Source organism: Arthrobacter sp. IK3 (assembly GCF_051337705.1).
GTDB lineage: Bacteria > Actinomycetota > Actinomycetes > Actinomycetales > Micrococcaceae > Arthrobacter_B > Arthrobacter_B koreensis.
Map to the genome: position 1 here is coordinate 111,164 of NZ_JBPPSW010000013.1, position 21,304 is coordinate 132,467.

Sequence of the window (21,304 nt, forward strand, 5' to 3'; positions counted from 1 at the left end):
TCTAGACCCCTTCTACCCGCAGGACGGATGTAACTGAATTGATGACGTCCAGGCCCTTGATGGCCTCGACGGTGGCCGCCAGTGCGGCCTCGGGCGCCCGGTGGGTGACAAAGCGCAGTTCGGCGCTGGCGCCGGCTGCGTCGGTGTGGCTCTTTTGGCGCATGGTCTCAATGGAGACGCCGTTTTCGGCAAAGACGCGGGCGACGGCGGAGAGGACTCCCGGTGCGTCGGCAACGTCGAGTCCGATGCTGTAGCTGGTGGTGACCTTCTCCAGCGGCAGGGCCGGAACATGCCCGGAGGCTGCTTCGACGCCCATGTGGCCGCCCAGCACCAACCGGCGCGCAACGGTGACCACATCACCCATCACCGCGGAGGCAGTTGGGGTACCGCCGGCGCCCTGGCCGTAGAACATCAGTTCACCGGCGTTCTCCGCCTCGACGAAGACGGCGTTGAACGCGCCGTGCACCGCGGCCAGCGGATGGGTGCGCGGCAGGAGCGTGGGGTGCACGCGGACGCTGACGCCCTCGGCGCCGTCGGACTCCAGCTTCTCCGCGATGGCCAGCAGCTTGATGACAAAGCCGGCGTCCTTGGCGGCGGCAATGTCCGCCGCGGTGACGGAGGTGATGCCTTCGCAGGACACGTTGGCCATTTCGAAGGTGGTGTGGAAGGCAAGGGACGCCAGGATCGCGCCCTTGGCAGCGGCGTCGTGCCCTTCGACGTCGGCGGTGGGGTCCGCTTCGGCGTAACCCAGCCGCTGTGCTTCGGCCAGCGCATCGGCGAACTGAGCGCCGGTTGAGTCCATGGCATCCAGGATGTAGTTCGTGGTGCCGTTGACGATGCCCAGCACCCGGGTGATCCGGTCACCGGAGAGGCTGTCACGGATCGGGCCGAGGATGGGAATGGCTCCGGCAACCGCCGCTTCATAGGCCAGGCGGACACCGGCGGCGTCGGCCTTCTCATACAGCGCGGCGCCGTCGGCAGCCAGCAGCGCCTTGTTGCCGGTGACTACGGAGGCACCGTGGCCAATGGCATGAAGGATCAGGCTGCGGGCAGGCTCAAGGCCGCCCATCAGCTCAATGACAATGTCCGCGGACTCGACCAGCGAGTCGGCGTCGGTGGTGAACAGTTCGCGGGGCAGCTCGACGTCGCGGGGAGCATCCAGGTTGCGGACGGCGATTCCAACCAGCTCCAGCTGCGCACCCGTGCGTGCCGTGAGGTCGGCGGCATCGTTCAGGAGGATCCGGGCTACCTGGGATCCCACGTTGCCGCAGCCCAGCAGGGCCACCTTGAGTGTCTTCATTGCTTTGCGTTCTCCAATACCGGTCATGAAACGTCCCGCGCCAGCAGGTCTTCTTCGGTTTCGCCGCGGATAATCAGCCGCGCTGCGCCGTCCCGGACAGCCACGACGGGCGGACGGGCAATGTAGTTGTAGTTGCTCGCCAGCGCCCAGCAGTACGCGCCGGTGCCGGGAACGGCCACCAGGTCTCCGTGGTCAACGTCCGAGGGCAGATAAACATCCCTCACCACTATGTCCCCGCTTTCGCAGTGTTTGCCAACCACGCGCGAAATAACCGCGTCATGTTCCGAGGCGCGGGAAGCCAGTACCGCGGAGTAGTCCGCGTCATACAGGACGGGCCGGGCGTTGTCGCTCATGCCGCCGTCGACTGAAACGTAGCGGCGTTCCGCGGACCCGCCGTCGGCCGTATCCACGCGGACAGTCTTGACGGTCCCTGCACGGTACAGCGTGAAGGTGGTCGGGCCCACGATCGCGCGGCCCGGTTCGATGGAGATTCGCGGCACGGCGAGCCCAAGCGCGGCGCAGGTGCCGGAGACGACGGCGGCCATGGCCTTGGCGATCTCCGCGGCCGGGCGCGGGGTGTCGGCCTCGGTGTAGGCGATTCCGTAGCCGCCGCCCAGGTCCAGTTCGGGCAGCTCGACGCCGTGGAGCTGCTTGACCTCTGCCAGGAAGCCGAGCAGGCGGCGGGCCGCTTCCTCGAATCCTGCCGGGTCGAAGATCTGCGAGCCAATGTGGCTGTGCAGGCCCAGCAGCCGGATACCCGGGTTCTGCAGGGCCGCGGCCACGGCTTCCGAGGCCGGGGACATCCCGGATTCACGGTCCGCTGCCATGGACAGGCCGAACTTCTGGTCCTCGTGCGCCGTGGCAATAAATTCGTGGGTATGTGCATGGACACCGGGGGTCAGGCGCAGCATCACGTTTGCCTGCACCCCGCGTTCCTGTGCCAGGGCACCGAGGCGGTGGAGCTCCGGAAGGGAATCCACCACAATCCGGCCCAGCTCCATGTCCAGCGCCCGGTTCAGCTCGGCGTCGGACTTGTTGTTGCCGTGCAGGCCCAGGTTCGCTCCGGGAATTCCGGCACGGGCGGCAACGGCCAGCTCACCGCCGGAACACGTGTCCAGGCGCAGCCCCTCAGAGGCCACCCAGCGGGCGATCTCGGTACAGAGGAAGGCCTTGCCTGCGTAGTAGACGTCCACTCCCCCGCAGGCGTCCGCGAACGCCGCGTCGAAGGAGTCCTTGAAGTCGCGGGCCCGGGCGCGGAAGTCGGCTTCGGATACAACGAACAGCGGGGTCCCGAATTCAGCGGCGAGGGCGGAGACGGGGATGCCGGAAATCTCCAGCTCACCGTTCCCGCCGCGCAATACGTCCTGCGCCCACATGCCGGGGCGGAGCGCGTTTGAATCCTCGGGGAAGCTGAGCCACTGCGGCGCCAGCGGGGAGATACTCATGGAGACCTACATCCGTTCCGGTGCAGAGACGCCCAGCAGGTCCAGTCCGTTGGCCAGGACCTGCCGTGCGGCAGTGTTCAGCCACAACCGCGTGCGGTTGACGTCGGTGACCTCTTCGCCGTTCTGCGGGGCGATGCGGCAGGCGTCGTACCAGCGGTGGTAGGTACCGGCAATGACTTCGAGGTGCCGGGCCACGCGGTGCGGTTCGCGGAAGGCGCTGGCCTGGGCCACCACGCCGGGGTACTGGCCCAGGGCAGCAAGCAGGGCGCTCTCGGTCGGGTGGGAGAGCAGCGCGGCGTCGAACGCGGAATCATCCACGCCCGCGGCTTCGGCGTTGCGTGCCAAGGCGTAGGTCCGGGCGTGGGCGTACTGGACGTAGAACACCGGGTTCTCGTTGCTGCGCTTGGTCAGCAGGTCCAGGTCGATGTCAATGTTCGAGTCCGCCGAGAAGCGGGCCAGGGTGTAGCGCGCGGCGTCCACACCGACGGCGTCAACCAGGTCTTCGAGCGTGACCACGGTTCCGGCGCGCTTGGACATACGGACCGGCTTGCCGTCCTTGACCAGGTTCACCATCTGGCCGATCAGCACCTCGACGCACTCCGGATCGTGGCCCAGGGCGGCCGCGGCGGCCTTCAGCCGGGCAACGTAACCGTGGTGGTCCGCCCCGAGCATGTAGATGTTGAGGTCGAAACCGCGCTCGCGCTTGTTCTGGATGTAGGCGATGTCTCCGGCGATGTAGGCGGCGTTGCCGTCCGACTTGATCACCACGCGGTCCTTGTCATCACCGAATTCGGTGGAGTTCAGCCACCAGGCGCCGTCCTTCTCGTACAGGTTCCCGGAGCCCTTGAGCTTCTCGAGCAGCATTTCGACCTGCCCGTTTCCGTGCAGGGAGTCCTCGTGGAAGTACACATCGAAGTCCACGCCGAAGTTGTGCAGGGATTCCTTGATGTCACCGAACATCAGGTCCACGCCAACGGCACGGAAGCGTTCCTGTGCCTCCGCTTCCGGGAGTTCCAGGATGTCCGGTTCAACGGCAAGCACGCGCGAAGCGATGTCCTCGATGTAGGCACCGGCGTAGCCGTCTTCGGGAGCCGGCTCGCCCTTGGCGGAGGCCAGCAGGGAGCGGGCGAAGCGGTCGATCTGCGCACCGTGGTCATTGAAGTAGTACTCGCGGGTGACTTCCGCTCCCTGGGATTCGAAGACCCGGGCCAGGGCGTCGCCGACGGCGGCCCAGCGGGTACCGCCCAGGTGGATCGGACCGGTGGGGTTGGCGGAGACGAACTCGAGGTTGATCCGGGTTCCGGACAGCGCATCGGAGCGGCCGTAGGCGGGGCCTGCTTCAACGATGGCCTTGGCCAGTTCACCGGCGGCACCGGCGTCGAGCGTGATGTTCAGGAAGCCCGGCCCGGCGATGTCCACCTTCGCGACGCCGTCAATCTGCTCCAGCCGCGAAGAGAGGATTTCCGCGAACTGGCGGGGGTTCATGCCGGCCTGCTTGGACAGCTGCAGGGCGATATTGGTGGCCCAGTCGCCGTGGTCCCGGTTCCGCGGTCGCTCAACGCGGACGTCGGAGGGAAGCTCGATGCTGAAATCACCCGCATCGATGGCGTCTTTGAGGCAGGCGGTTACGGCAGAGGAAAGTTCTTCAGGAGTCACCGGTTAAGCATAGCCGGGCAGCCCGTACGGGCCTTATTCCTCCGGTTTGCGTCTGGCTGCCCTGCGTTTCGCGGCATAAATGTGTCCTGCGGCACAGCAGGGCACCGAAAGGCATGCGGCGGCGTTGATGGGTTGTAATAAGAGGGGAACTTCCGCCTGCAATTGAAGGAGCATCCGTGAATTCCAAGAAACCGCTGCTAACTGCTGCCGCCGGACTGGCACTGCTGGGAACCGCCGGTTGCGGCTCCGCCGGATCGGCCCAGGACGCCGCCACCGACGAGGCGTCGGGCACCCCGGCGCCTGCAGCGTCCAGCGGGGCGCCTGCAACGAGCGGCGAGTACCAGGACGGCGAGTACACGGCCACGGGCAGTTACATTCCGCCGTCGAACACCAAGGAAGAGGTCACGGTATCCCTGACCCTGGCGGACGGCGTCGTCACCGATCTACAGGTCTCCACGTCCGGCAACCACCCGACCTCCAAGCGCTACCAGGCCGAGTTCACGAACGGCGTCCAGCAGGAGGTCGTTGGAAAGCCGCTCGACGAGGTGAAGGTGGACAAGGTTGCCTCTTCCTCACTGACCAGCTCAGGCTTCAACAAGGCCCTGGACGAAATCAAGAGCGAAGCCTCCCGCTAGGGGCAAGCCGTGGACGCCTGGTCATTCGAAGCGATTGGCACGCACTGGGAAATCAGCGCCGGGGCCCCTCTCGACGCCGCTACCCGTGCGGCTGTCAGCGGGCTTGTCTCCGGTTATGACCAGGCGCTCTCCCGTTTCCGCAGCGACTCGGTCCTCGCCGGTCTTTTCCACGGCGGAGGAACAGCGGTCCTGCCCGGCTACACAGCGGAGCTGCTCTCGCTTTACGACTCCCTTCACCGGCTGACCGAGGGGCGCATGAATCCGCTGGTGGGCGGTTCCCTTGAGCTTCTGGGGTACGGACCCGGCTACCGGCTGACGCCGCAGGGCCCGGCTTCCGGCACCCCGGACTGGCAGCGGGCCGTGCAGTGGGAATCCGTGCAGCGCGAAGCCGGCGGCCCGGCCGAAGTCCGGCTAAGCCTTGCCGGTCCCGGAACGATTGATGTGGGGGCCGCAGGGAAGGGCCAGCTGGTGGACCTCGTCTGGGAACTGGTCACTGGACGCGGATATGCTTCGGTGGTGGTTGATGCCGGTTCGGACATGCGTCACTCCGGCCCCGCCCTGCGGGTAGGGCTCGAGCACCCGTTCGATCCCCAGCAGGCCATCGGCGTCGTGCAGCTCCAGGACCGCGCCCTGTGCGCCTCAGCCATCAACAGGCGGGCGTGGGGCAACGGACTGCACCATGTCCTGGATGCTTCGACCGGTTTGCCGGTCAATGCCGTGGCTGCCACCTGGGTCCTGGCCCGGGACGCCATGACGGCGGACGGCCTGGCCACGGCACTGTTCCTTACTGATCCTTCCCTACTCGCTGCCGAGTTCGATTTCGACTACGTGCGGATGTTTTCCGACGGCAGGGCAGAGTATTCATCCGCAATGGCTGGAGTCCTTTTTTCATGACCGTTTCCCTGAGCACTCCCTCCGCACGGCTGCAGCGCCTGCTGGGCAGGATGAGCATGTACCGCATGCTTGTGGTACTGCTGCTGGCGATGGCCGCGTGGTCCTTCGTGCTCTCCCTTGCGGGAGCGCTCTTCTACACGCCGTCCGAGCTCGCGGCGACGCTGGCGACCGCCGTGGTCTCGACGCTGATGGCCAGCCGGGTGATGGGGCTGCTGTTCCGGACGTTCCCGCAGACGGATTCCGCCCTCATAACCGGCCTTCTCCTCTTCTTTCTCTTCTGGCCCACTACCGACGGCGTGCAGCTGGGCTGGATCGCACTGGCTGGCCTGGCTGCCACCGCGTCGAAGTACCTGCTGGTCTGGCGGCGGCGCCACATTTTCAATCCAGCGGCCGTTGGCGCGTTCGTTATGGGCGTCACCGGGCTCAACGCTCCGGTCTGGTGGGTAGCCGCGCCGCTGATGCTCATTGCGGTCATCCCGGCGGCGCTGCTGGTGCTGTACCGCGCCCGCCTGCTGCCGATGGCCGGTGTGTTCACCGCCGTCGCTGCCGGAATCGTCACGGTTCGTTTCGCCGCCGCAGGGGAACCGGTGCTGGAAGGACTGGCGACGGCGTTCACGTCCTATCCGGTCCTCTTCTTCGCCGGATTTATGCTTTCCGAGCCCCTGACCCTGCCGCCGCTGCGCTGGCAGCGGCTGGCCGAAGCCGCCGTCGTGGGTGTCCTGTTCGCTGTGCCGCTGTCCGTGGGCCCGGTCTTCATGTCCCCCGAGCTCGCCCTGCTGGTGGGCAACCTCCTGGCCTTCGCTGCCGGACAGCGCGGGGGAATTTCGCTGCGGCTGCGCTCCTCGCGGAACCTGACTCCCAGTTCCCGTGAACTCGTCTTCGAGCCGGAGCGGCCGCTCCGCTACACCCCGGGCCAGTACCTCGAGCTGAACCTTCCGCATCCCAGCCCGGACGGCCGCGGACTGCGCCGGATCTTCAGCCTCACCTCCGATCCGGCGGACCCCGCCACCGTCTCCGTGGCACTGCGTGTGTCGGATCCGGGAAGCTCCTTCAAGACCAGGCTCCTGGCGCTCAAGCCCGGAGCGCGGATCTCCGCGACGTCCGTCGGCGGGGATTTCCAGCTCCCCCGCGATGCCTCCCGCAAGGTGCTGATGGTGGCCTCCGGAATCGGCATCACCCCGTTCCTGAGCCAGCTGCGCTCTGCTGCCGCCAGGGACCGGGACATCGTGCTCGTTTACGCCGCCTCTTCCGTGGCGGAACTTGCCTATGCCCGGGAGCTCGCCGATCTGGGGACCCGTGTGCTGGTGTGCACGCCGTCTGATCCGTCCGTTCCGGGATGGACCTGGCTCGGGGCGGGCCTGCCGGACGGCGCCGCGCTGGCCAGCGCAGTGCCCGACGCCGCGACGCGGACCGCGTACGTGGCCGGGTCGCCGTCGGCCGTGGCTGCTGCCCGCCGCGCCCTCAAGGCCGCAGGCGTGCGGCGCGTCCACACCGATCCGTTCCTGGGCTACTAGCCCTTCCCGTCCATCCCCTCTCCACCTCACCTCACCTCACCATCGAGATGGCAGAAACTGCTCGTTAGAACGTTGAAACGGGCAGTTTCTGTCATCTCGATGGTGGGGAAACGGAATTGGTTTCCGGGCACCAGCAAGAACCTGCTAAGCTTCTTTAGTCCCTGCAGGACATACCGGTTTTCCGGTGTCCCGCCCTCGTAGCTCAGGGGATAGAGCGGTTGCCTCCGGAGCAACAGGCCGTAGGTTCGAATCCTATCGAGGGCACCAAATCTGCAGGGAAAACCCCGCTGCCATTACCGGCAGCGGGGTTTTTTGTGTCCTCATCCCGGTCTGCGGGCTAGAAGCGGATCGCGTCGATGACCTTCACCCGCACTGCCACCACCGCCGGGATCAGTCCGGCCAGTGCACCGACCGCGGTGGCGGCGCCGAGACCCAGCAGGGCTGCCTCAACCGGGAACGGCGGCAATTCGGAAATCCCGAAGGCCACCTGGCGCTGGACGGCAGGCAGCTTGGCAACGGCAATCGCGGCCATCACTCCGACCAGTCCCGCGATGAAGGTCGCTACAACGGATTCGAGCATAACCCCGAAGAAAATCCGTCCCGAGGTGGCCCCGAAGCTGCGCCGGATTCCGATCTCACGCACCCGGTACTTCACCGTGACCATGGAGATGTTCAGCAGTCCCACCGCGCCGAGGAGCAGCACCAGCCCGGCGATGCCGCCCACCGCCAGCTGCATGCCGCCATAGGGATCGCCCCAGGCCGCGTAGTCCGCGCGGTAAGCGTCAATCTGCAGGGCCGGGAACTGGGCTGAGAGATCGGAGATGATCGCGGCAGTCAACGGTTCAGCGAGGTCTTCCGGCACCCACAGTTCCAGCATTGGCGGACCGTTCATGCCGGGCGCGGCTACGGCACCAACCCTGTCGTAGGCTTCAGAGAGCATGTAGGCCGCCGGGGGTTCCTCCGGCCAGAGGTTCCGCCGGACACCGGTGACCACAGCGTCCACGCGAGTGCCGCTGGAAATCCTTACCACCGGATCAACCGCCAGGTCAGGGGAACCGAGACGGGCATAAAACGCCTCGTTCACGATCACGGCGGGAGCAAGCCGCTGGCCGTCGGTCTCAGTGAACCATGCCCCGCTGGTCAGGTTGACCCGGCGCATGACCCCGTAATCGGCGTCGACCACTGTGGTCTCAGTCTGCACCACGCCGTCCGGGAACTGGAACGGTACGGAGGTGAGCAGGTTCAGCGAGGCGTATTCGACGGCGTACCGCTCAACCACGGAGCCGAAAGCCTCCCGCAGTGGTGCCAGGTCTCCCATTTCACCGTTCATCGGGTACGCCCCTACCGTGAGGGTGGCCGGGCGTCCGCTGGACGCTTCCGAACCCTGTGCCAGGGCTTCCCGGGACATGTCCGCCAGCGCGACGACGGTAGTCAGGGACGCCACGGAAAGCGCAACGCCGATGAGTGCCAACAGGACGCGGGTCTTGTGCGTCCGGAGTTCGGCCCACGCTTCAACCAGGGAGCCGGCAATACCGGTCAGGCTCATGCGGCTGCCTCCGATCCAAGGCGCAGGTGCCCGCTTTCGAGCAGATAGTGGCTGTGTGCCAGCGCGGCGACGTTTGGGTCATGGGTGATGGTGATCAGCGCTGCTCCGGATTCCTCCGCCACTTCGGCCAGCAGCCCCATCACCGACTGCCCCGTGGCGATGTCCAGCGCACCGGTGGGTTCGTCGGCGAGGATGAGCCGGGGACTGCGGACCAGTGCCCGGGCAATGGCGACGCGCTGCTGCTCTCCCCCGGACAGCCGCTGCGGTTTCTCCTGCAGGCGGCTGCCCAGGCCCACCCGGCCCAGCATGTCGGAAGCCAGCTTCTCGCGCCGCCAGAAGTCGCGTCCCTTCGCGTAGAGCAGGGGCGTCATCACGTTTTCGAGGGCCGTGCGTTCAGCCAGGAGATTGAACTGCTGGAAGATGAAGCCGACGGCGGCGCCGCGCAGGACCGCGCGCTGGTTGCCCCCCATGTTCCCTACCGGTACGCCGTCGAATTCGATGGTTCCTGTGCTGGGAAGGTCCAGCATGCCGAGAATGTTCAGGAGGGTGGATTTGCCGGAACCGGAACGTCCGACGATGGAGATGTGGTCCCCCTGCCGGACATCAAGGTCCACGCCGCCAAGAATGTGCAGCTCCTCGTTGTCCGGCAGCCGGACAGTCCGGGTGACGTTCCGCAGCCGTACCAGCGGCTGGGTTTCCCCTGCGGCAGAAACCCAGCCGCTGGAACCGGGGAGGGCATCAATGAACTGGGTCATCCGCCCATCGCCCCCGCCATGCCGAACTCGCCGCTGTCCTGTGCCGGTGCGCCTGGAACGAACTGGAGAATCTGCTCCCCTGCGGCGAGCCCTTCGGTAATCTCGACCTGCTGTCCGTCATTGAGTCCCAGGCTCACGGCACGCTCTTCCGGTGCCTCGGCGGAAGCATCCCGGACTACCCACACGACTCCGTTCTGCACCGCTCCGCGAACGGCGGTGGCGGGAACGGTCACTACGTCCTCGGCGTGGCCGGCGGTGATGTCCACACTGGCACCGAGCCCGGAAAAGACGGCAATTCCGGCCGGCACCGCGCAGCTGAACGTTCCGGTTGTTCCGCCGGCCGGCTGCCCGTCAGGGACACCCGGATCCTGGGCCGGGTCCTTTTCGGCCGGGCCCCCGGTGGTGATAGCCGCGCAGTCAAACGGTGCCGGACCCCCGTTCAGCGTGACTTTGGCAGTCTGCGGACGGTCCAGGATGCGGAACTGCTGCTCCGTGCTCAGGGTTCCCTGCACCGAGTATGTTCCGGGTGACACCGAGGCTATCTCGTCTCCCACTGTGACCTGCTGGTTCAGCAGGACGGGAAAGTCCGCCAGGGTGCCTGACGCCGTCGCGACAACGTCCGAGTAGGTGTAGAGCTGGACCGGCGCCGGCCGCGGGGCGTCGTCGTCATCCTGCTGCGGAAGCGCCTCCGGAGGGGACTCCACGGGCTTGCGCACCTGGAAGAGCCTGTCCCCCTTGGCCACGGCCTGTCCGGCCTCGACGTCGATGAAGACCACAGACCCGTCGCTGGTGCTTCGGATCTTGGCCGCCGGATCAGCGACGACTGATCCCTGGGCCTGGCGGCAGCGATGACTCCGAACACCACCAGCCAGAGAACTGGAAATACCAAGCGCCGGGAAGCACCCATGCAGATCCCCCAAATATGTTCCGCCGCCGGTGTGCGCCGGCAGCGGAGATGGTCCGGCAAGGGACAGCGGGTGGGCTGGCCGTTCCGGTTGATTCGCATGGACGCTACCAGTGCAAAGCAGCTCCCGACGCCGAAACGGGACGCGCCGCGCCAAACCCATCCCTCCGGTGGAGGTGGTTCATCCCGCCGGCTGAGCCCGGCTGCGGTTCCCCGGGCTCAGCAGATTCCGGGCCCGTCACCGGCTAGCCCGGAATCTGCGGAGCCCGGGGATGGACCGGGTATCCCTGCTGGGCCCAGGCTGGCCGGCCTGCCCGGCCCCGGAATGCCCTGCGATACGCGGCCGGGCTGATTCCAACTGCACGGTTAAAGTGGTGGCGAAGCAGCACGGCCTGCCCAAACCCGGCCGCACGGGAAACCTCCTCGATACTCATGGCCGTGTCTTCGAGCAGTTCCTGCGCCCTGAGTACGCGCTGCGCGTTGATCCAGGACCCGGGTGTTGTTCCGGTTTCCGCCTTGAACCGGCGCGCGAACGTCCGCTCCGACATGTGGGCGCGGGCTGCGAGCGCTGTGACGGAGTGCTCCCGGTCGAGGTTCGCGGCGATCCAGGCCAGAACGTCCGTCAGCGTGTCTCCGGCTGTGACGGACAGCGGTCGGTCAATGTACTGGGCCTGCCCGCCGTCCCGGTGCGGAGGTACCACCATGTCCCGGGCGATGGCGGCAGCCGCCTTGGCCCCGAGTTCCTGGCGGACAAGGTGCAGCGAAGCGTCAATCCCGGCCGCCGTCCCTGCACTTGAAATGACGTTCCCGTCCTGCACGTACAACACATCCTCGTTTACTGCCACGGAGGGGTACATCCTGGCGAGCAAGGCCGAGTTGCGCCAGTGCGTCGCCGCCCTGCGGCCGTCCAGGATGCCCGCTTCTGCGAGCGCGAAGGCACCGGTGCACACGGACATCACCCAGGCAGACCGCTCGTGGGCGTTCCGCAAGGTTTCAAGGACTGCAGGCGGCAGCGGTTCGGGTCCATCCGGCCAGCAGCCGTAGGGTGCCATAATGACCAGGTCCGCACCGGAAGCGGCCTCAAGTCCGTTCTCGACCTGGATCGTGTATCCGGCTGAGGTTCGGACCGGCCCGGGAACATGGGTGACCATGCGGAAATCAAACCGGGGCACGCCGCTGCCCCGGGCGGAGCGGTCGATTCCGAAGATCTCCGCCACCAGCCCCAGTTCGAACGGACCGGTGTTCTCCAGCGCTATGAGGGCCACGCTTTTGAGCATGGAGTGAGTATGGCAGTTTTTTGCTGCTAATGGGCATATCTGCCACTTATTTCCGGTGCCGCCCGGGCTGAACCTGAAGGCATGGAAATCTTCTTTACGCTTCTGGTCCTAGGCCTCCTGGCCGGTGTCACCGCCGTGGTGGTTTTCGCCATTCGGCATGACGGCCGCGGGCATCTCCCGCCGGTGTCCTCCGGCCGTCCGTGGCACGGCAATGCCCTCTGGGATGTGGCAGACCCGCGGGACCTGTCCCTGGACCGGCCCTTCCTGCCCCGGCACTAGTGCCGAACATCGCATGCCGGGCTCCAGGCTCCGGGCTCCGGGCTCCGGGCTCCGGGCTCCGGGCTCCGGGCTCCGGGCTCCGGGCTCCGTACGAATCTCAATCCAGGACGGTTCCTGTCCGCAATACGGAGTAGCTTGGGAACCATGCTCGAGACCTCAGCACGGCTGCTGCATCTGCTCTCCCTCCTGCAGCTGCGCAGGGAATGGACCGGCGCGGCGCTGGCCGAACGAATGTCCGTCACTGAACGCACCGTGCGCCGGGACATCGGCAAGCTGCGCAGCCTTGGCTATCCCATCTCCGCCTCCCCCGGGATCGCCGGCGGCTACCAGCTCGGAGCCGGGGCCCAGCTGCCTCCCCTGCTCCTGGACGATGAGGAGGCGCTCGCCGTCGCCCTGGGCCTGACAGCGGTTGCTTCCGGTCCGGTATCCGGTATTGGCGAAGCATCCGTCCGCGCCCTGGTGAAACTGGAGCAGGTCCTCCCCGGCAGGCTGAGGCCCAAGTTCTCTGCCCTGCGCCAGTCGGTGAGCGTACTGGCGGGCCCGTCAGCGGCGGCATCAGCAGTGAATCCCGAGTTCCTGACCGCTTTCTCCACGGCCATCTCGGAGCGGCGGACGGCCGCCTTCCGCTACCAGGCACTCGAGGCAGCTGAGGGACGGCGCATCGTTGAGCCGTACAAGCTGGTCAGCACCGGCCGGCGCTGGTACCTGGTGGCGTGGTGCACCGAACGCCAGGACTGGCGTACGTTCCGGGTGGACCGCTGCCAGTCGGTGCCGGTGCTCCGCGAGCGCTTCACTCCACGGCCGCTGCCGGCCAGGGACCTCGCCGCGTATGTCCAGTCCGCCATTACCCGCAGTCCCTACCAGTACGACGTCGTCATCCGCATCGCGGCCCCGCTCGCCTCGGTGGCGGAACAGGTGCCCGCGGAAGTGGCGGTGCTGGAGGCTGACGGGCCCGGCCACACAGTGCTGCGCAGCGGCTGGGACTCGCTGGACCAGCCGCTGGTCCGTATGGCCGGGATGGGCGTCGAATTCGAGATCCTGGCACCGGAGGAGATGCGCGAACGTGCCCGTACCGCCGCGGGTCGGCTTGCCCGCGCCGCCGGCGCACTTTCCGTCACCCAGGCCGCCCCGTCCTCATCCAGCGCCGGTTCCGCATCCGGCTCCCGGCCCGCACCCGCTGTTCACCGGAAGCAGGCGCTTCCGCCCACGCACTAGACTGGTGCCAACTATGGCACTGACAATCTCCTATCCCCCGCAGCTTCCTGTCTCGGAACGCCGCGAAGACATCATGGCCGCCATTGCTGCCAACCAGGTCACCGTGATCGCCGGTGCCACCGGTTCGGGCAAGACCACCCAGATCCCCAAGATGTGCCTGGAGCTGGGCCTGGCTGACAAGGGACTGATCGGCCACACCCAGCCGCGGCGGCTGGCCGCCCGGACGGTCGCGGAACGCATCGCGGAAGAGCTCGACGTCGAGATCGGCGCCGAGGTGGGCTTCCAGGTCAGGTTCACCGGAGAAACCAGCCGCGAGACCAAGGTCAAGCTCATGACCGACGGCATCCTGCTGGCAGAGATCCAGCATGACCGCAAGCTGAAGAAGTACAGCACCATCATCATCGACGAGGCTCACGAGCGCAGCCTCAACATCGACTTCATCCTTGGGTACCTGAAGCGCCTGCTGCCCGAGCGCCCGGACCTGAAGGTCATCATCACCTCCGCCACGATCGACCCCGAGCGCTTCGCCCAGCACTTCGCTGCGGCGGACGGCACACCCGCACCGATCATCGAAGTCTCCGGCCGCACCTTTCCGGTGGAAATCCGATACCGTCCGCTAAACCAGCCAGCCCTGGGACCGGACGAGGAGGACGAGCTCGAGGAAGACCGCGATCCGCTGGACGCGGTCTGCGACGCCGTTGATGAACTCTCCCGTGAGGCCCCCGGGGACATCCTGATCTTCTTCTCCGGGGAACGCGAAATCCGCGACGCCGCCGATGCCCTGCGCGGAACGGTCACCCGCAACCCCCGCCTGGCCAACACTGAGATCCTGCCGCTCTATGCCAGGTTGTCATTGGCCGAGCAGCACCGCGTCTTCTCCCCCGGCAAGCACCGACGGATCGTGCTGGCCACCAACGTCGCCGAAACGTCCCTCACGGTTCCGGGCATCAAGTACGTCATCGATACCGGCACCGCCCGCATTTCGCGCTACTCCCACCGCACCAAGGTGCAGCGCCTGCCCATCGAACGCATCTCCCAGGCCTCCGCGAACCAGCGCTCCGGCCGCTGCGGCCGCGTCTCGGACGGCATTGCCATCCGGCTCTACTCCGAGGATGACTTTGAAGCCCGGCCGGAGTTCACCGATCCGGAGATCCTGCGCACCAACCTCGCCGCCGTCATCCTCCAGATGGCTGCCATGGGTGTGGCCCAGGGACCCAAGGACGTTGCCGATTTCCCGTTCGTGCAGCCACCGGACGCCAAAGCCGTGAACGACGGCGCGCTGCTGCTCCGCGAGCTCGGCGCGCTGGCCCCCAAGGGCGGGATCACCGCCGTCGGACGCAAGCTTGCACAGCTGCCCGTGGATCCCCGGCTTGGCCGGATGATCGTGGAGGCTGGCCAGCGCGGCTGCGTCCGGGAGGTGATGGTCCTGGCCGCGGCACTGACCATCCAGGACCCGCGTGAGCGGCCGTCCAAGGACGACCCCGCCCGGGCCCAGAAGGCCGCGGAGCTGCATAAGCGGTTCGTGGACGAGAACTCGGATTTCACCGGCTACCTGAACCTGTGGCGCTACGTGCAGGAGAAGCAGAAGGAGCTCTCTTCCTCCCAGTTCCGCAAGCTCTGCAAAAACGAGTTCCTGAACTTCCTGCGCATCCGCGAATGGCAGGACCTGTTCGCCCAGCTGCGCCAGCTGGCCAAACCCCTGGGTATCACCCTTGCGCCCGGAGACGTGGATCCGGTTGGCCGCGACAAAGACGTCCACATTTCACTGCTCTCCGGACTGCTGAGCCATATTGGCCTGTATGACCAGCGCAAGCGCGAATACGCCGGTGCGCGGGGAACCCGCTTTGCGGTGTTCCCCGGATCCGCCCTGTTCAAGAAGTCCCCGGACTGGGTGATGGCTGCCGAGCTGGTGGAAACCTCCCGGCTCTGGGCCCGGATCGCCGCCAAGTTCGATCCCCTGTGGGTGGAGGAAGTCGCCCCGCACCTGATCAAGCGCACTTACAGCGAGCCGCACTGGTCCAAGCGCAACGGTTCGGTCATGGCCTATGAAAAGGTCACGCTCTACGGCGTTCCGGTCATCCCACGCCGCAGCGTGAACTACGGCCGGATCGATCCGGTGCTCTCCCGCGAAATGTTCATCCGCCATGCCCTGGTGGAGGGTGACTGGCGCACGCACCACAAGTTCTTCCACCGCAACCAGGCCCTGCTTGCAGAAGTGGAGGAACTGGAGACCCGCGTGCGCCGACGCGGCCTGCGCGTGGACGATGAGACGTTGTTCGAGTTCTACGATGAGCGCGTCGGCTCCGAGGTTGTGTCCGAGCGGCACTTCGACAAGTGGTGGAAGCATGCCCGGCATGAGGATCCCAAGCTGCTGGATTTCGATCCGGACGCGCTGCGCACGGAGGACGCCGCCGGCCTGGATGAGACCGAGTTCCCCAAGACCTTCCGCTACGCGGACTTCGACCTGCCGCTCTCCTATGAGTTCACGCCGGGTGTTCCGGGCGCGAACGACGGCGTCACGGTGGAGGTTCCGGTCCTGTTCCTGAACCAGCTCGACCCGGAGCCGTTCCGCTGGCAGATTCCGGGCCTGCGCGCTGAGCTGATCACCGCGCTGATCAAGTCGCTGCCGAAGGCCGTGCGGAAGAACTTCATTCCGGCGCCGGATGTGGCGCGTGCTGCTGCGGAGGCGTTGGCAGCAGACTTCGATCCGGCGTCGGATCCTCTTGAACCGTCCCTGGAACTGGCCCTGCGCCGGTTGAAGGGGCACATCATCCCGCCCGGCTCGTGGAACTGGGACGCTATCCCGGAACACCTTCGGATGCGGTTCACCGTGGTGGATTCGTCCGGTCGCGTGCTGGATGAGGGCAAGGACCTTGCCGCCCTGCAGGAGTCCCTGGCTCCGGCCACCCGCCGGGCGATTGCGGAGTCCCTCGGAGCGACGCCGGGTACGGTGAAGCCCGCGCCGAAGGCGGTAAAGGGCACCCCCTCAGCGGCTTCCAACGGACAGGCAGCGTCGTCGTTCCGTGAGGAAACCGGCCTTACCGAGTGGAGCGTGGGCACTCTTGAGCGGCGGATCGACACGCTGGTTGCCGGCCACACCGTTACCGGTTATCCCGCCCTGGTGGATGAAGGGTCCACCGCCGGCCTGAGGGTCTTCCAAAGCGCAGCGGAACAGGAAGCCGCCATGCGCGGCGGTGTAATCCGGCTGCTTGCACTGCGTGTGCCAAGCCCGGCGAAGTACGTGCTCGAGCACCTCAGCAATGCCGAAAAACTGACTTTCAGCCAGAACCCGCACGGCAGCGTGGCTGCCCTCATCGAGGACTGCACGCTCGCCGCCGTCGACAAGCTCACCCCGGAGTCCCTGCCGTGGTCGCGGGAGGAATTCGACGTACTGTATGAGAAGGTCCGCGCCGAGCTGATCGACACGGTGTTCACCGTGACGGCGATTGTTGAGAAGGTCCTCTCAGCGACCCGCCGCATCCAGAAGCAGCTCAAGGGCACCACGTCGCTGGCGCTGATTTCGGCGCTCAATGACATCCGGGCCCAGCTTGACCAGCTGGTCTATCCCGGTTTCGTGGCGCGCACCGGCTACGCGCAGCTGGCGCAGCTGCCGCGGTACCTGGCCGGCATTGAGCGGCGGCTGGAGAAACTGCCCACCAACGTGCAGCGGGATTCCCTGAGCATGGCGGTAGTGCAGGGGCTCGAAGATGATTACGACGACGCCGTCGCAGCCTTGGTGCCCGGGCGCGGCACTCCCCCGGCGCTGGCTGAAGTGCGATGGATGATCGAGGAGCTGCGGATCAGCTTCTTCGCCCAGGAACTGGGAACGGCCCGGTCCGTTTCGGAGAAACGGATCCGGACCGCCCTGAACCAGGCACTGGCTCCTGCTTAGTTTTTGCCGGGGCTTTGGTTCTGTCCGGCCTACGCCTCAGGAACGAACTCGCCGTGGCCGGCAGCCCGCAGGCCTTCACGGAGCTTCTCGGCGTTTGCTTCCATCCTGTCCTGGTCCGGGTTGGTCTCTGCCCGGCTGAAGTCGAAGTCCTGCAGCGAGTTGGCCGGCCAAACGTGGATGTGCAGGTGGTCAATCTCAAACCCGGCAATGGTCAGTCCGGCACGCTCGGCGCCGAAGACATCTACCTGGACCTGGCCGATGGCCTGGGCGACGGCGGTCATCTTCGCCAGCAGGTCCGCCGGTGCGTCTGTCCACTTGTCGATTTCCTGGCGCGGGACCACCAGGGTGTGCCCGTCGGCGAGGGGGCCAATGCTCAGGAAGGCAACGACGTCGTCATCCTTCCAGACGAAGCGGCCGGGGATGTCACCCTCAATGATCCTGGTGAAAAGCGTGGTCATGCGTTCTCCTTGCTCGGGCTGCTGGCGGTCCCCGTCCGGCAGCTTCAGGCGCAGCGGGGGCGGAACGGGACGGCCGGTAAACATGGCTTTGACGCTACCCGTCTGCGGCGCCGGTTGCCACCGGCTGTCCGGGTGTGGAGGACCATTGCGACCACGAGCCGGGATAGAGGGCAGCGTCGATTCCGGCCATGGCCAGGGCCGCGACCTGAGCCGACGCGTAGATCCCGGAACCGCAGTACGTGCCCACCGGTCCCGAGCTGTCCACTCCGGCGGCTTCGAAACGCTGCCTGAGTTCCGGCGCGGACAGATAGTGTCCGCTCTCGTCCACGTTTCCTGCGGCGGGTACGTTGATCGCTCCCGGAATGTGCCCTGCCTGCGGGTCGATGGGTTCGTTCTCGCCGCGGAAGCGTTCGGGTGCCCGGGCGTCGATGAGCACTCCGTCAGCTGCAATCGCAGGGACTCCCGCCATGTCCACGACCGGCAGGTGCCCCCAGGACAGGCTCACCGTACCCGGCACCGGGGTGACCTGGCCGGGTTCCAGCGTTCCGCCGTCGGCCTGCCATGCCTGGAGCCCGCCGTCGAGCAGCCGGACGTTCTCGAACCCCGCGTGCCGCAGCAGCCACCAGGCCCGTGCCGCTGCGGCACCTCCGGAGGCGTCGTAAGCGACTACCGAGTCGCCGTCGTTGATTCCCCAGCCCTTTGCCATAGCCCCAAAGACCGACGGCGAGGGCAGCGGGTGCCGTCCTTCCGGCCCTGCGGGAGCTGACAACTCCGTATCCAGGTCCACGTAGACCGCACCCGGCAGATGCCCGTCGAGGTATCTGCGGTGTCCGTCGCTGCGGCCCAGTTCCCAGCGCACGTCCAGCAGCCGTACCGGCTCTCCGCTGTCCAGGGATGACTTGAGCTCAGCGGTGCTGATGAGGATTCCTGTCACAGGTCCACCACGTCACCGGGTGCCAGCGGCTGGTAGCTTGTTCCGTACATTTCGCCGAAGCGTTCAAGGTGCTTTTCCACGATTCCGCGGCCCTTTCCGTTCAGCAGCGCGTCGTGGATGGGATGTGCGGTTTGGGCTCCGACGGCGATGACGAAGTCGATGACCTCTCCCACCTTTGACCACGGTGCGTGGATGGGTACCAGGAGCACCTCTGCCTTGAGTCCGCTGGGTACCGTGAAGGAGTCTCCCGGGTGGTAGATCCGGTCTTCTATCAGGTATGCGAGGTTTTCCACCATGGGAATCAGCGGGTGAATCAGCGCATGCTGTCCGCCGAAGGAGCGTACTGAGATTCCGGCGATTTGCTGGACGGTGTTGGGGTCCACGTCGTGGATCCGGTCCTGGGCATCGTCTGCTGCTTCGTTGCGCAGTGATGCTGCCAGTGCTGCGGGTGCGTAGAGCTGCAGGTCCCGGCGTTCGGCAAGGATCGGCAGTACCTGTTCCCTGTCGATGTGGTCTGCGTGCTCGTGTGTCAGGAGGATCGCGTCTGCGTCCCGGAGCGCTTCTTCGACCTCGGAAAAGTTGCCTGGATCCAGTACCAGGACTGATCCTTCTTTTTCGAACCGGACACATGAATGCGTGTACTTGGTCATTTTCATAGGGTCACGATACTCCGGGTGATGTGGAACTCTCCCACAGGTACGGTGTGCCAACGCTGATAATCTGGGGTCAGGTCCGAATATCGTCAGCCGGTTCGCAGATTGCCGGCGTGTCCCAGCCGGCCGTACTTTGGTGGCCGGTTCCCGTCAGCCAGTCCTTGTCAGCCTGTTCCAGTCAGCCAGTTCCAGTCAGCCAGTTCCAGTCAGCCAGGAGGCTTCCATGTCAGCGCAGCCATCGTCCTCGGGGCGGACTGCCGAGCCCCGGGTTACCCGCCAGCGCCTTGCGGTGGGCCGTACCTTGGATTCCCTTGACGACTTTGTCAGCACCCAGGAGCTTCACCGCCTCCTTCAGGACCGTGGTGAAAAGGTTTCGCTGGCCACGACCTACCGGATCCTGCAGTCAATGGCCGATGACGAGCAGGTCGACGTTCTCCGGGGCGCAGACGGTGAAGTTCTGTACCGCCGCTGCGAGGCTGAACATCACCACCACCACCTTGTGTGCCGCAACTGTGGCAAGGCTGTGGAGGTTGAGGCTCCTGCTGTCGAAAGCTGGGCTGCGCGTCTTGGCCGAGAGCACGGTTTCACTGACGTTGCGCACACTGTTGAGGTCTTTGGGCTTTGCCCCGAATGCTCGCGGTAATCCAGGGGCTCGGATGTTTCTGGCTGTTCGGGATACGACTTCTCCGGCGCCCGTAGACCTACCCTTGGTGCGGACGAAAAGCGGGTAATTCACCGGTAATCCTGTGGTCTGAAAAGGGCCGATTTTGGCCTCGGAATGTCAGTGGCAGCTGAGAGTCTTGGGGTATGAACCGTTCCTCGGGCACCCCGTTTTCCCGGTCAGCTGACCGGGAGCAGGACGGTGCTCCGGGTGCGGAACCAGGACGAGATTCTGCCGGTTCCTTTTTTATCCCCGGTCCCGGGCAATCCGGCGGTACCGGCGGACCGGGTGGCTCGGCCGGCCCAGGCGTCTCGGGTGGTCCGTGCGGATCGGGTGGCTCGGGTGGCGGGGCCGGGCCGGGAGGCCCGGGCAGCTTGGGCGACGCCGGCAGCCCCGCCCCCGGAGTCCCGGGTGGCTCGGGAGGCCCTGATGGAAGGGACTCACCAGAACCGCACCGCGGCGCTGTGGTCCCCACGGTGGCTGTCTTCCATGCCGAGCCCGGGCAGACAGACACAACCGATCCCGATCCGCTGCCTGAGGGATTCACCGGACAGCTATCCCTCCGCGGACCCGAAACCCTCGGCTACGACGAAACCGTGTCCACGCTGCAGCGCCTGGGCATACTCATCTCCTGGGCCCAGGCCCAGCAGGCCTGCGTAGCCGCCCGCCTGGAAGTGCTCTTCGCCAGGGACATCACCGAGGCATCCGGACGCGAAGAACCAGCACTGGCCATGAGCCTCGCAGCAGCCGAAGCCTCCACCGCCCTGAACATCCCCCACATGACCGCCATGCAGCTCATCAGCGAATCCACCCGGCTCTGCACCGACGCACCCCAGACTCTCGCCCGTCTGGCCGAAGGGAAAATCGCCCTCCAGCACGCCCGCATCATCCTGGACGAAACCCACAACCTCCCCACCGACATCCTCGAAGAACCAGCCGCCGGCAACGCCCCCGGTCGCGCTCCCGGTAGTGCTCCCGCACCAGTTGGCCCCGGCGCACCGGATGATGCGGAAGCCGGCCAACTGGACCTCGGACTCGAAAACCCTGATCCGCAACCCGGACCTCCCAGCGACCACGGATCGAACGAACAGGCTGACGGGGACGGCCCCGGTGATCCCGCGCCCGGAGCCGGGCTCACCGTCCGGGGCGCGTTCGAACGCGACCTGCTCGCGGCAGCCGAGGGAAGGACCGCTGCCGGATTCGGCCGCCGTGCCCGACGGCTGCGGGAATCACGGTTCCCGGACCTGATCCCCGTCCGGCACCGCCAGGCCAAAGACCAACGACGC

The 21,304-nt window shown here is 66.4% G+C and carries 17 protein-coding genes, 1 tRNA gene and 1 pseudogene; 9 read left to right on the forward strand and 10 right to left on the reverse strand.

Annotated features, from left to right (window positions below; all coding sequences use genetic code 11):
* Nucleotide 1: 1 nt before the first annotated feature.
* From ACSLGO_RS16455 to argS, 3 genes are read right to left on the reverse strand one after another with little or no spacing between them, the layout of a single operon-like run.
* The gene (locus ACSLGO_RS16455; RefSeq protein WP_263127165.1) at nucleotides 2-1,300 is read right to left on the reverse strand and encodes a homoserine dehydrogenase; all 1,299 of its coding nucleotides are present in this window, start codon (nucleotides 1,298-1,300) and stop codon (nucleotides 2-4) included.
* A 23-nt stretch (nucleotides 1,301-1,323) separates the two neighbouring features.
* The gene (gene lysA / locus ACSLGO_RS16460; RefSeq protein ID WP_152273525.1) at nucleotides 1,324-2,745 is read right to left on the reverse strand and encodes a diaminopimelate decarboxylase; all 1,422 of its coding nucleotides are present in this window, start codon (nucleotides 2,743-2,745) and stop codon (nucleotides 1,324-1,326) included.
* Nucleotides 2,746-2,751: 6 nt separating this feature from the next.
* Complete coding sequence (argS, locus tag ACSLGO_RS16465) at nucleotides 2,752-4,401, reverse strand: arginine--tRNA ligase (protein WP_152273526.1); 1,650 nt, start codon at nucleotides 4,399-4,401, stop codon at nucleotides 2,752-2,754.
* Nucleotides 4,402-4,577: 176 nt separating this feature from the next.
* Here argS and ACSLGO_RS16470 point away from each other — a divergent pair, with 176 nt between their 5' ends.
* The 4 genes from ACSLGO_RS16470 (at nucleotide 4,578) to ACSLGO_RS16485 (ending at nucleotide 7,711) form a co-directional block, all read left to right on the forward strand.
* A complete protein-coding gene (locus tag ACSLGO_RS16470) occupies nucleotides 4,578-5,036 on the forward strand; it encodes an FMN-binding protein (protein WP_152273527.1) in 459 nt (152 codons plus the stop codon).
* Between the two features lie 9 nt (nucleotides 5,037-5,045).
* Nucleotides 5,046-5,930, forward strand: a complete 885-nt coding sequence (locus ACSLGO_RS16475) for an FAD:protein FMN transferase (RefSeq protein ID WP_436401504.1) — start codon at nucleotides 5,046-5,048, stop codon at nucleotides 5,928-5,930.
* Nucleotides 5,927-7,444 (forward strand): FAD-dependent oxidoreductase, encoded by a 1,518-nt coding sequence (locus tag ACSLGO_RS16480; protein ID WP_263127168.1) that lies wholly within the window; start codon nucleotides 5,927-5,929, stop codon nucleotides 7,442-7,444. Before ACSLGO_RS16475 ends, ACSLGO_RS16480 begins: the two co-directional genes overlap by 4 nt.
* Before the next feature lie 191 nt (nucleotides 7,445-7,635).
* Nucleotides 7,636-7,711: transfer RNA gene (locus ACSLGO_RS16485), tRNA-Arg, on the forward strand.
* A 70-nt stretch (nucleotides 7,712-7,781) separates the two neighbouring features.
* On the opposite strand, the gene ACSLGO_RS16490 is transcribed toward ACSLGO_RS16485, so the two are convergent.
* The 4 genes from ACSLGO_RS16490 to ACSLGO_RS16505 all read right to left on the reverse strand — a co-directional run bounded on the left by ACSLGO_RS16490 (nucleotide 7,782) and on the right by ACSLGO_RS16505 (nucleotide 11,926).
* Entirely contained in the window at nucleotides 7,782-8,990 is a 1,209-nt protein-coding gene (locus tag ACSLGO_RS16490) for an ABC transporter permease (protein ID WP_436401505.1), read from the reverse strand.
* On the reverse strand, nucleotides 8,987-9,745 hold the full coding sequence (locus ACSLGO_RS16495) for an ABC transporter ATP-binding protein (RefSeq protein ID WP_263127170.1): 759 nt from the start codon (nucleotides 9,743-9,745) through the stop codon (nucleotides 8,987-8,989). Before ACSLGO_RS16495 ends, ACSLGO_RS16490 begins: the two co-directional genes overlap by 4 nt.
* Nucleotides 9,742-10,521, reverse strand: coding sequence for a hypothetical protein (locus tag ACSLGO_RS16500; protein WP_436401506.1), 780 nt, complete (start codon nucleotides 10,519-10,521; stop codon nucleotides 9,742-9,744). Before ACSLGO_RS16500 ends, ACSLGO_RS16495 begins: the two co-directional genes overlap by 4 nt.
* Nucleotides 10,522-10,894: 373 nt before the next feature.
* A complete protein-coding gene (locus ACSLGO_RS16505) occupies nucleotides 10,895-11,926 on the reverse strand; it encodes a GlxA family transcriptional regulator (RefSeq protein WP_377955753.1) in 1,032 nt (343 codons plus the stop codon).
* Nucleotides 11,927-12,007: 81 nt separating this feature from the next.
* Here ACSLGO_RS16505 and ACSLGO_RS16510 point away from each other — a divergent pair, with 81 nt between their 5' ends.
* From ACSLGO_RS16510 to hrpA, 3 genes are all read left to right on the forward strand, one after another.
* On the forward strand, nucleotides 12,008-12,205 hold the full coding sequence (locus tag ACSLGO_RS16510) for a hypothetical protein (protein ID WP_091603395.1): 198 nt from the start codon (nucleotides 12,008-12,010) through the stop codon (nucleotides 12,203-12,205).
* 144 nt (nucleotides 12,206-12,349) lie between these two features.
* The gene (locus tag ACSLGO_RS16515) at nucleotides 12,350-13,420 is read left to right on the forward strand and encodes a helix-turn-helix transcriptional regulator (protein ID WP_263127174.1); all 1,071 of its coding nucleotides are present in this window, start codon (nucleotides 12,350-12,352) and stop codon (nucleotides 13,418-13,420) included.
* A gap of 13 nt (nucleotides 13,421-13,433) precedes the next feature.
* On the forward strand, nucleotides 13,434-17,312 hold the full coding sequence (gene hrpA / locus ACSLGO_RS16520; RefSeq protein ID WP_436401507.1) for an ATP-dependent RNA helicase HrpA: 3,879 nt from the start codon (nucleotides 13,434-13,436) through the stop codon (nucleotides 17,310-17,312).
* 29 nt (nucleotides 17,313-17,341) lie between these two features.
* Here hrpA and ACSLGO_RS16525 read toward each other — a convergent pair whose 3' ends face one another.
* The 3 genes from ACSLGO_RS16525 to ACSLGO_RS16535 all read right to left on the reverse strand — a co-directional run bounded on the left by ACSLGO_RS16525 (nucleotide 17,342) and on the right by ACSLGO_RS16535 (nucleotide 19,360).
* A complete protein-coding gene (locus ACSLGO_RS16525; protein WP_419242888.1) occupies nucleotides 17,342-17,770 on the reverse strand; it encodes an HIT family protein in 429 nt (142 codons plus the stop codon).
* A gap of 94 nt (nucleotides 17,771-17,864) precedes the next feature.
* Entirely contained in the window at nucleotides 17,865-18,704 is an 840-nt protein-coding gene (locus ACSLGO_RS16530; RefSeq protein WP_436401508.1) for a sulfurtransferase, read from the reverse strand.
* Nucleotides 18,701-19,360 carry an MBL fold metallo-hydrolase gene (locus tag ACSLGO_RS16535; RefSeq protein ID WP_091603383.1) on the reverse strand — a complete coding sequence of 220 codons (660 nt, stop codon included), beginning with the start codon at nucleotides 19,358-19,360 and terminating at the stop codon, nucleotides 18,701-18,703. Before ACSLGO_RS16535 ends, ACSLGO_RS16530 begins: the two co-directional genes overlap by 4 nt.
* Nucleotides 19,361-19,580: 220 nt before the next feature.
* On the opposite strand from ACSLGO_RS16535, the gene ACSLGO_RS16540 reads away from it, so the two are divergent.
* A complete protein-coding gene (locus ACSLGO_RS16540; RefSeq protein ID WP_091603380.1) occupies nucleotides 19,581-20,000 on the forward strand; it encodes a Fur family transcriptional regulator in 420 nt (139 codons plus the stop codon).
* 494 nt (nucleotides 20,001-20,494) lie between these two features.
* Nucleotides 20,495-21,304, forward strand: a pseudogene (locus ACSLGO_RS16545) (hypothetical protein); the annotation flags it as partial.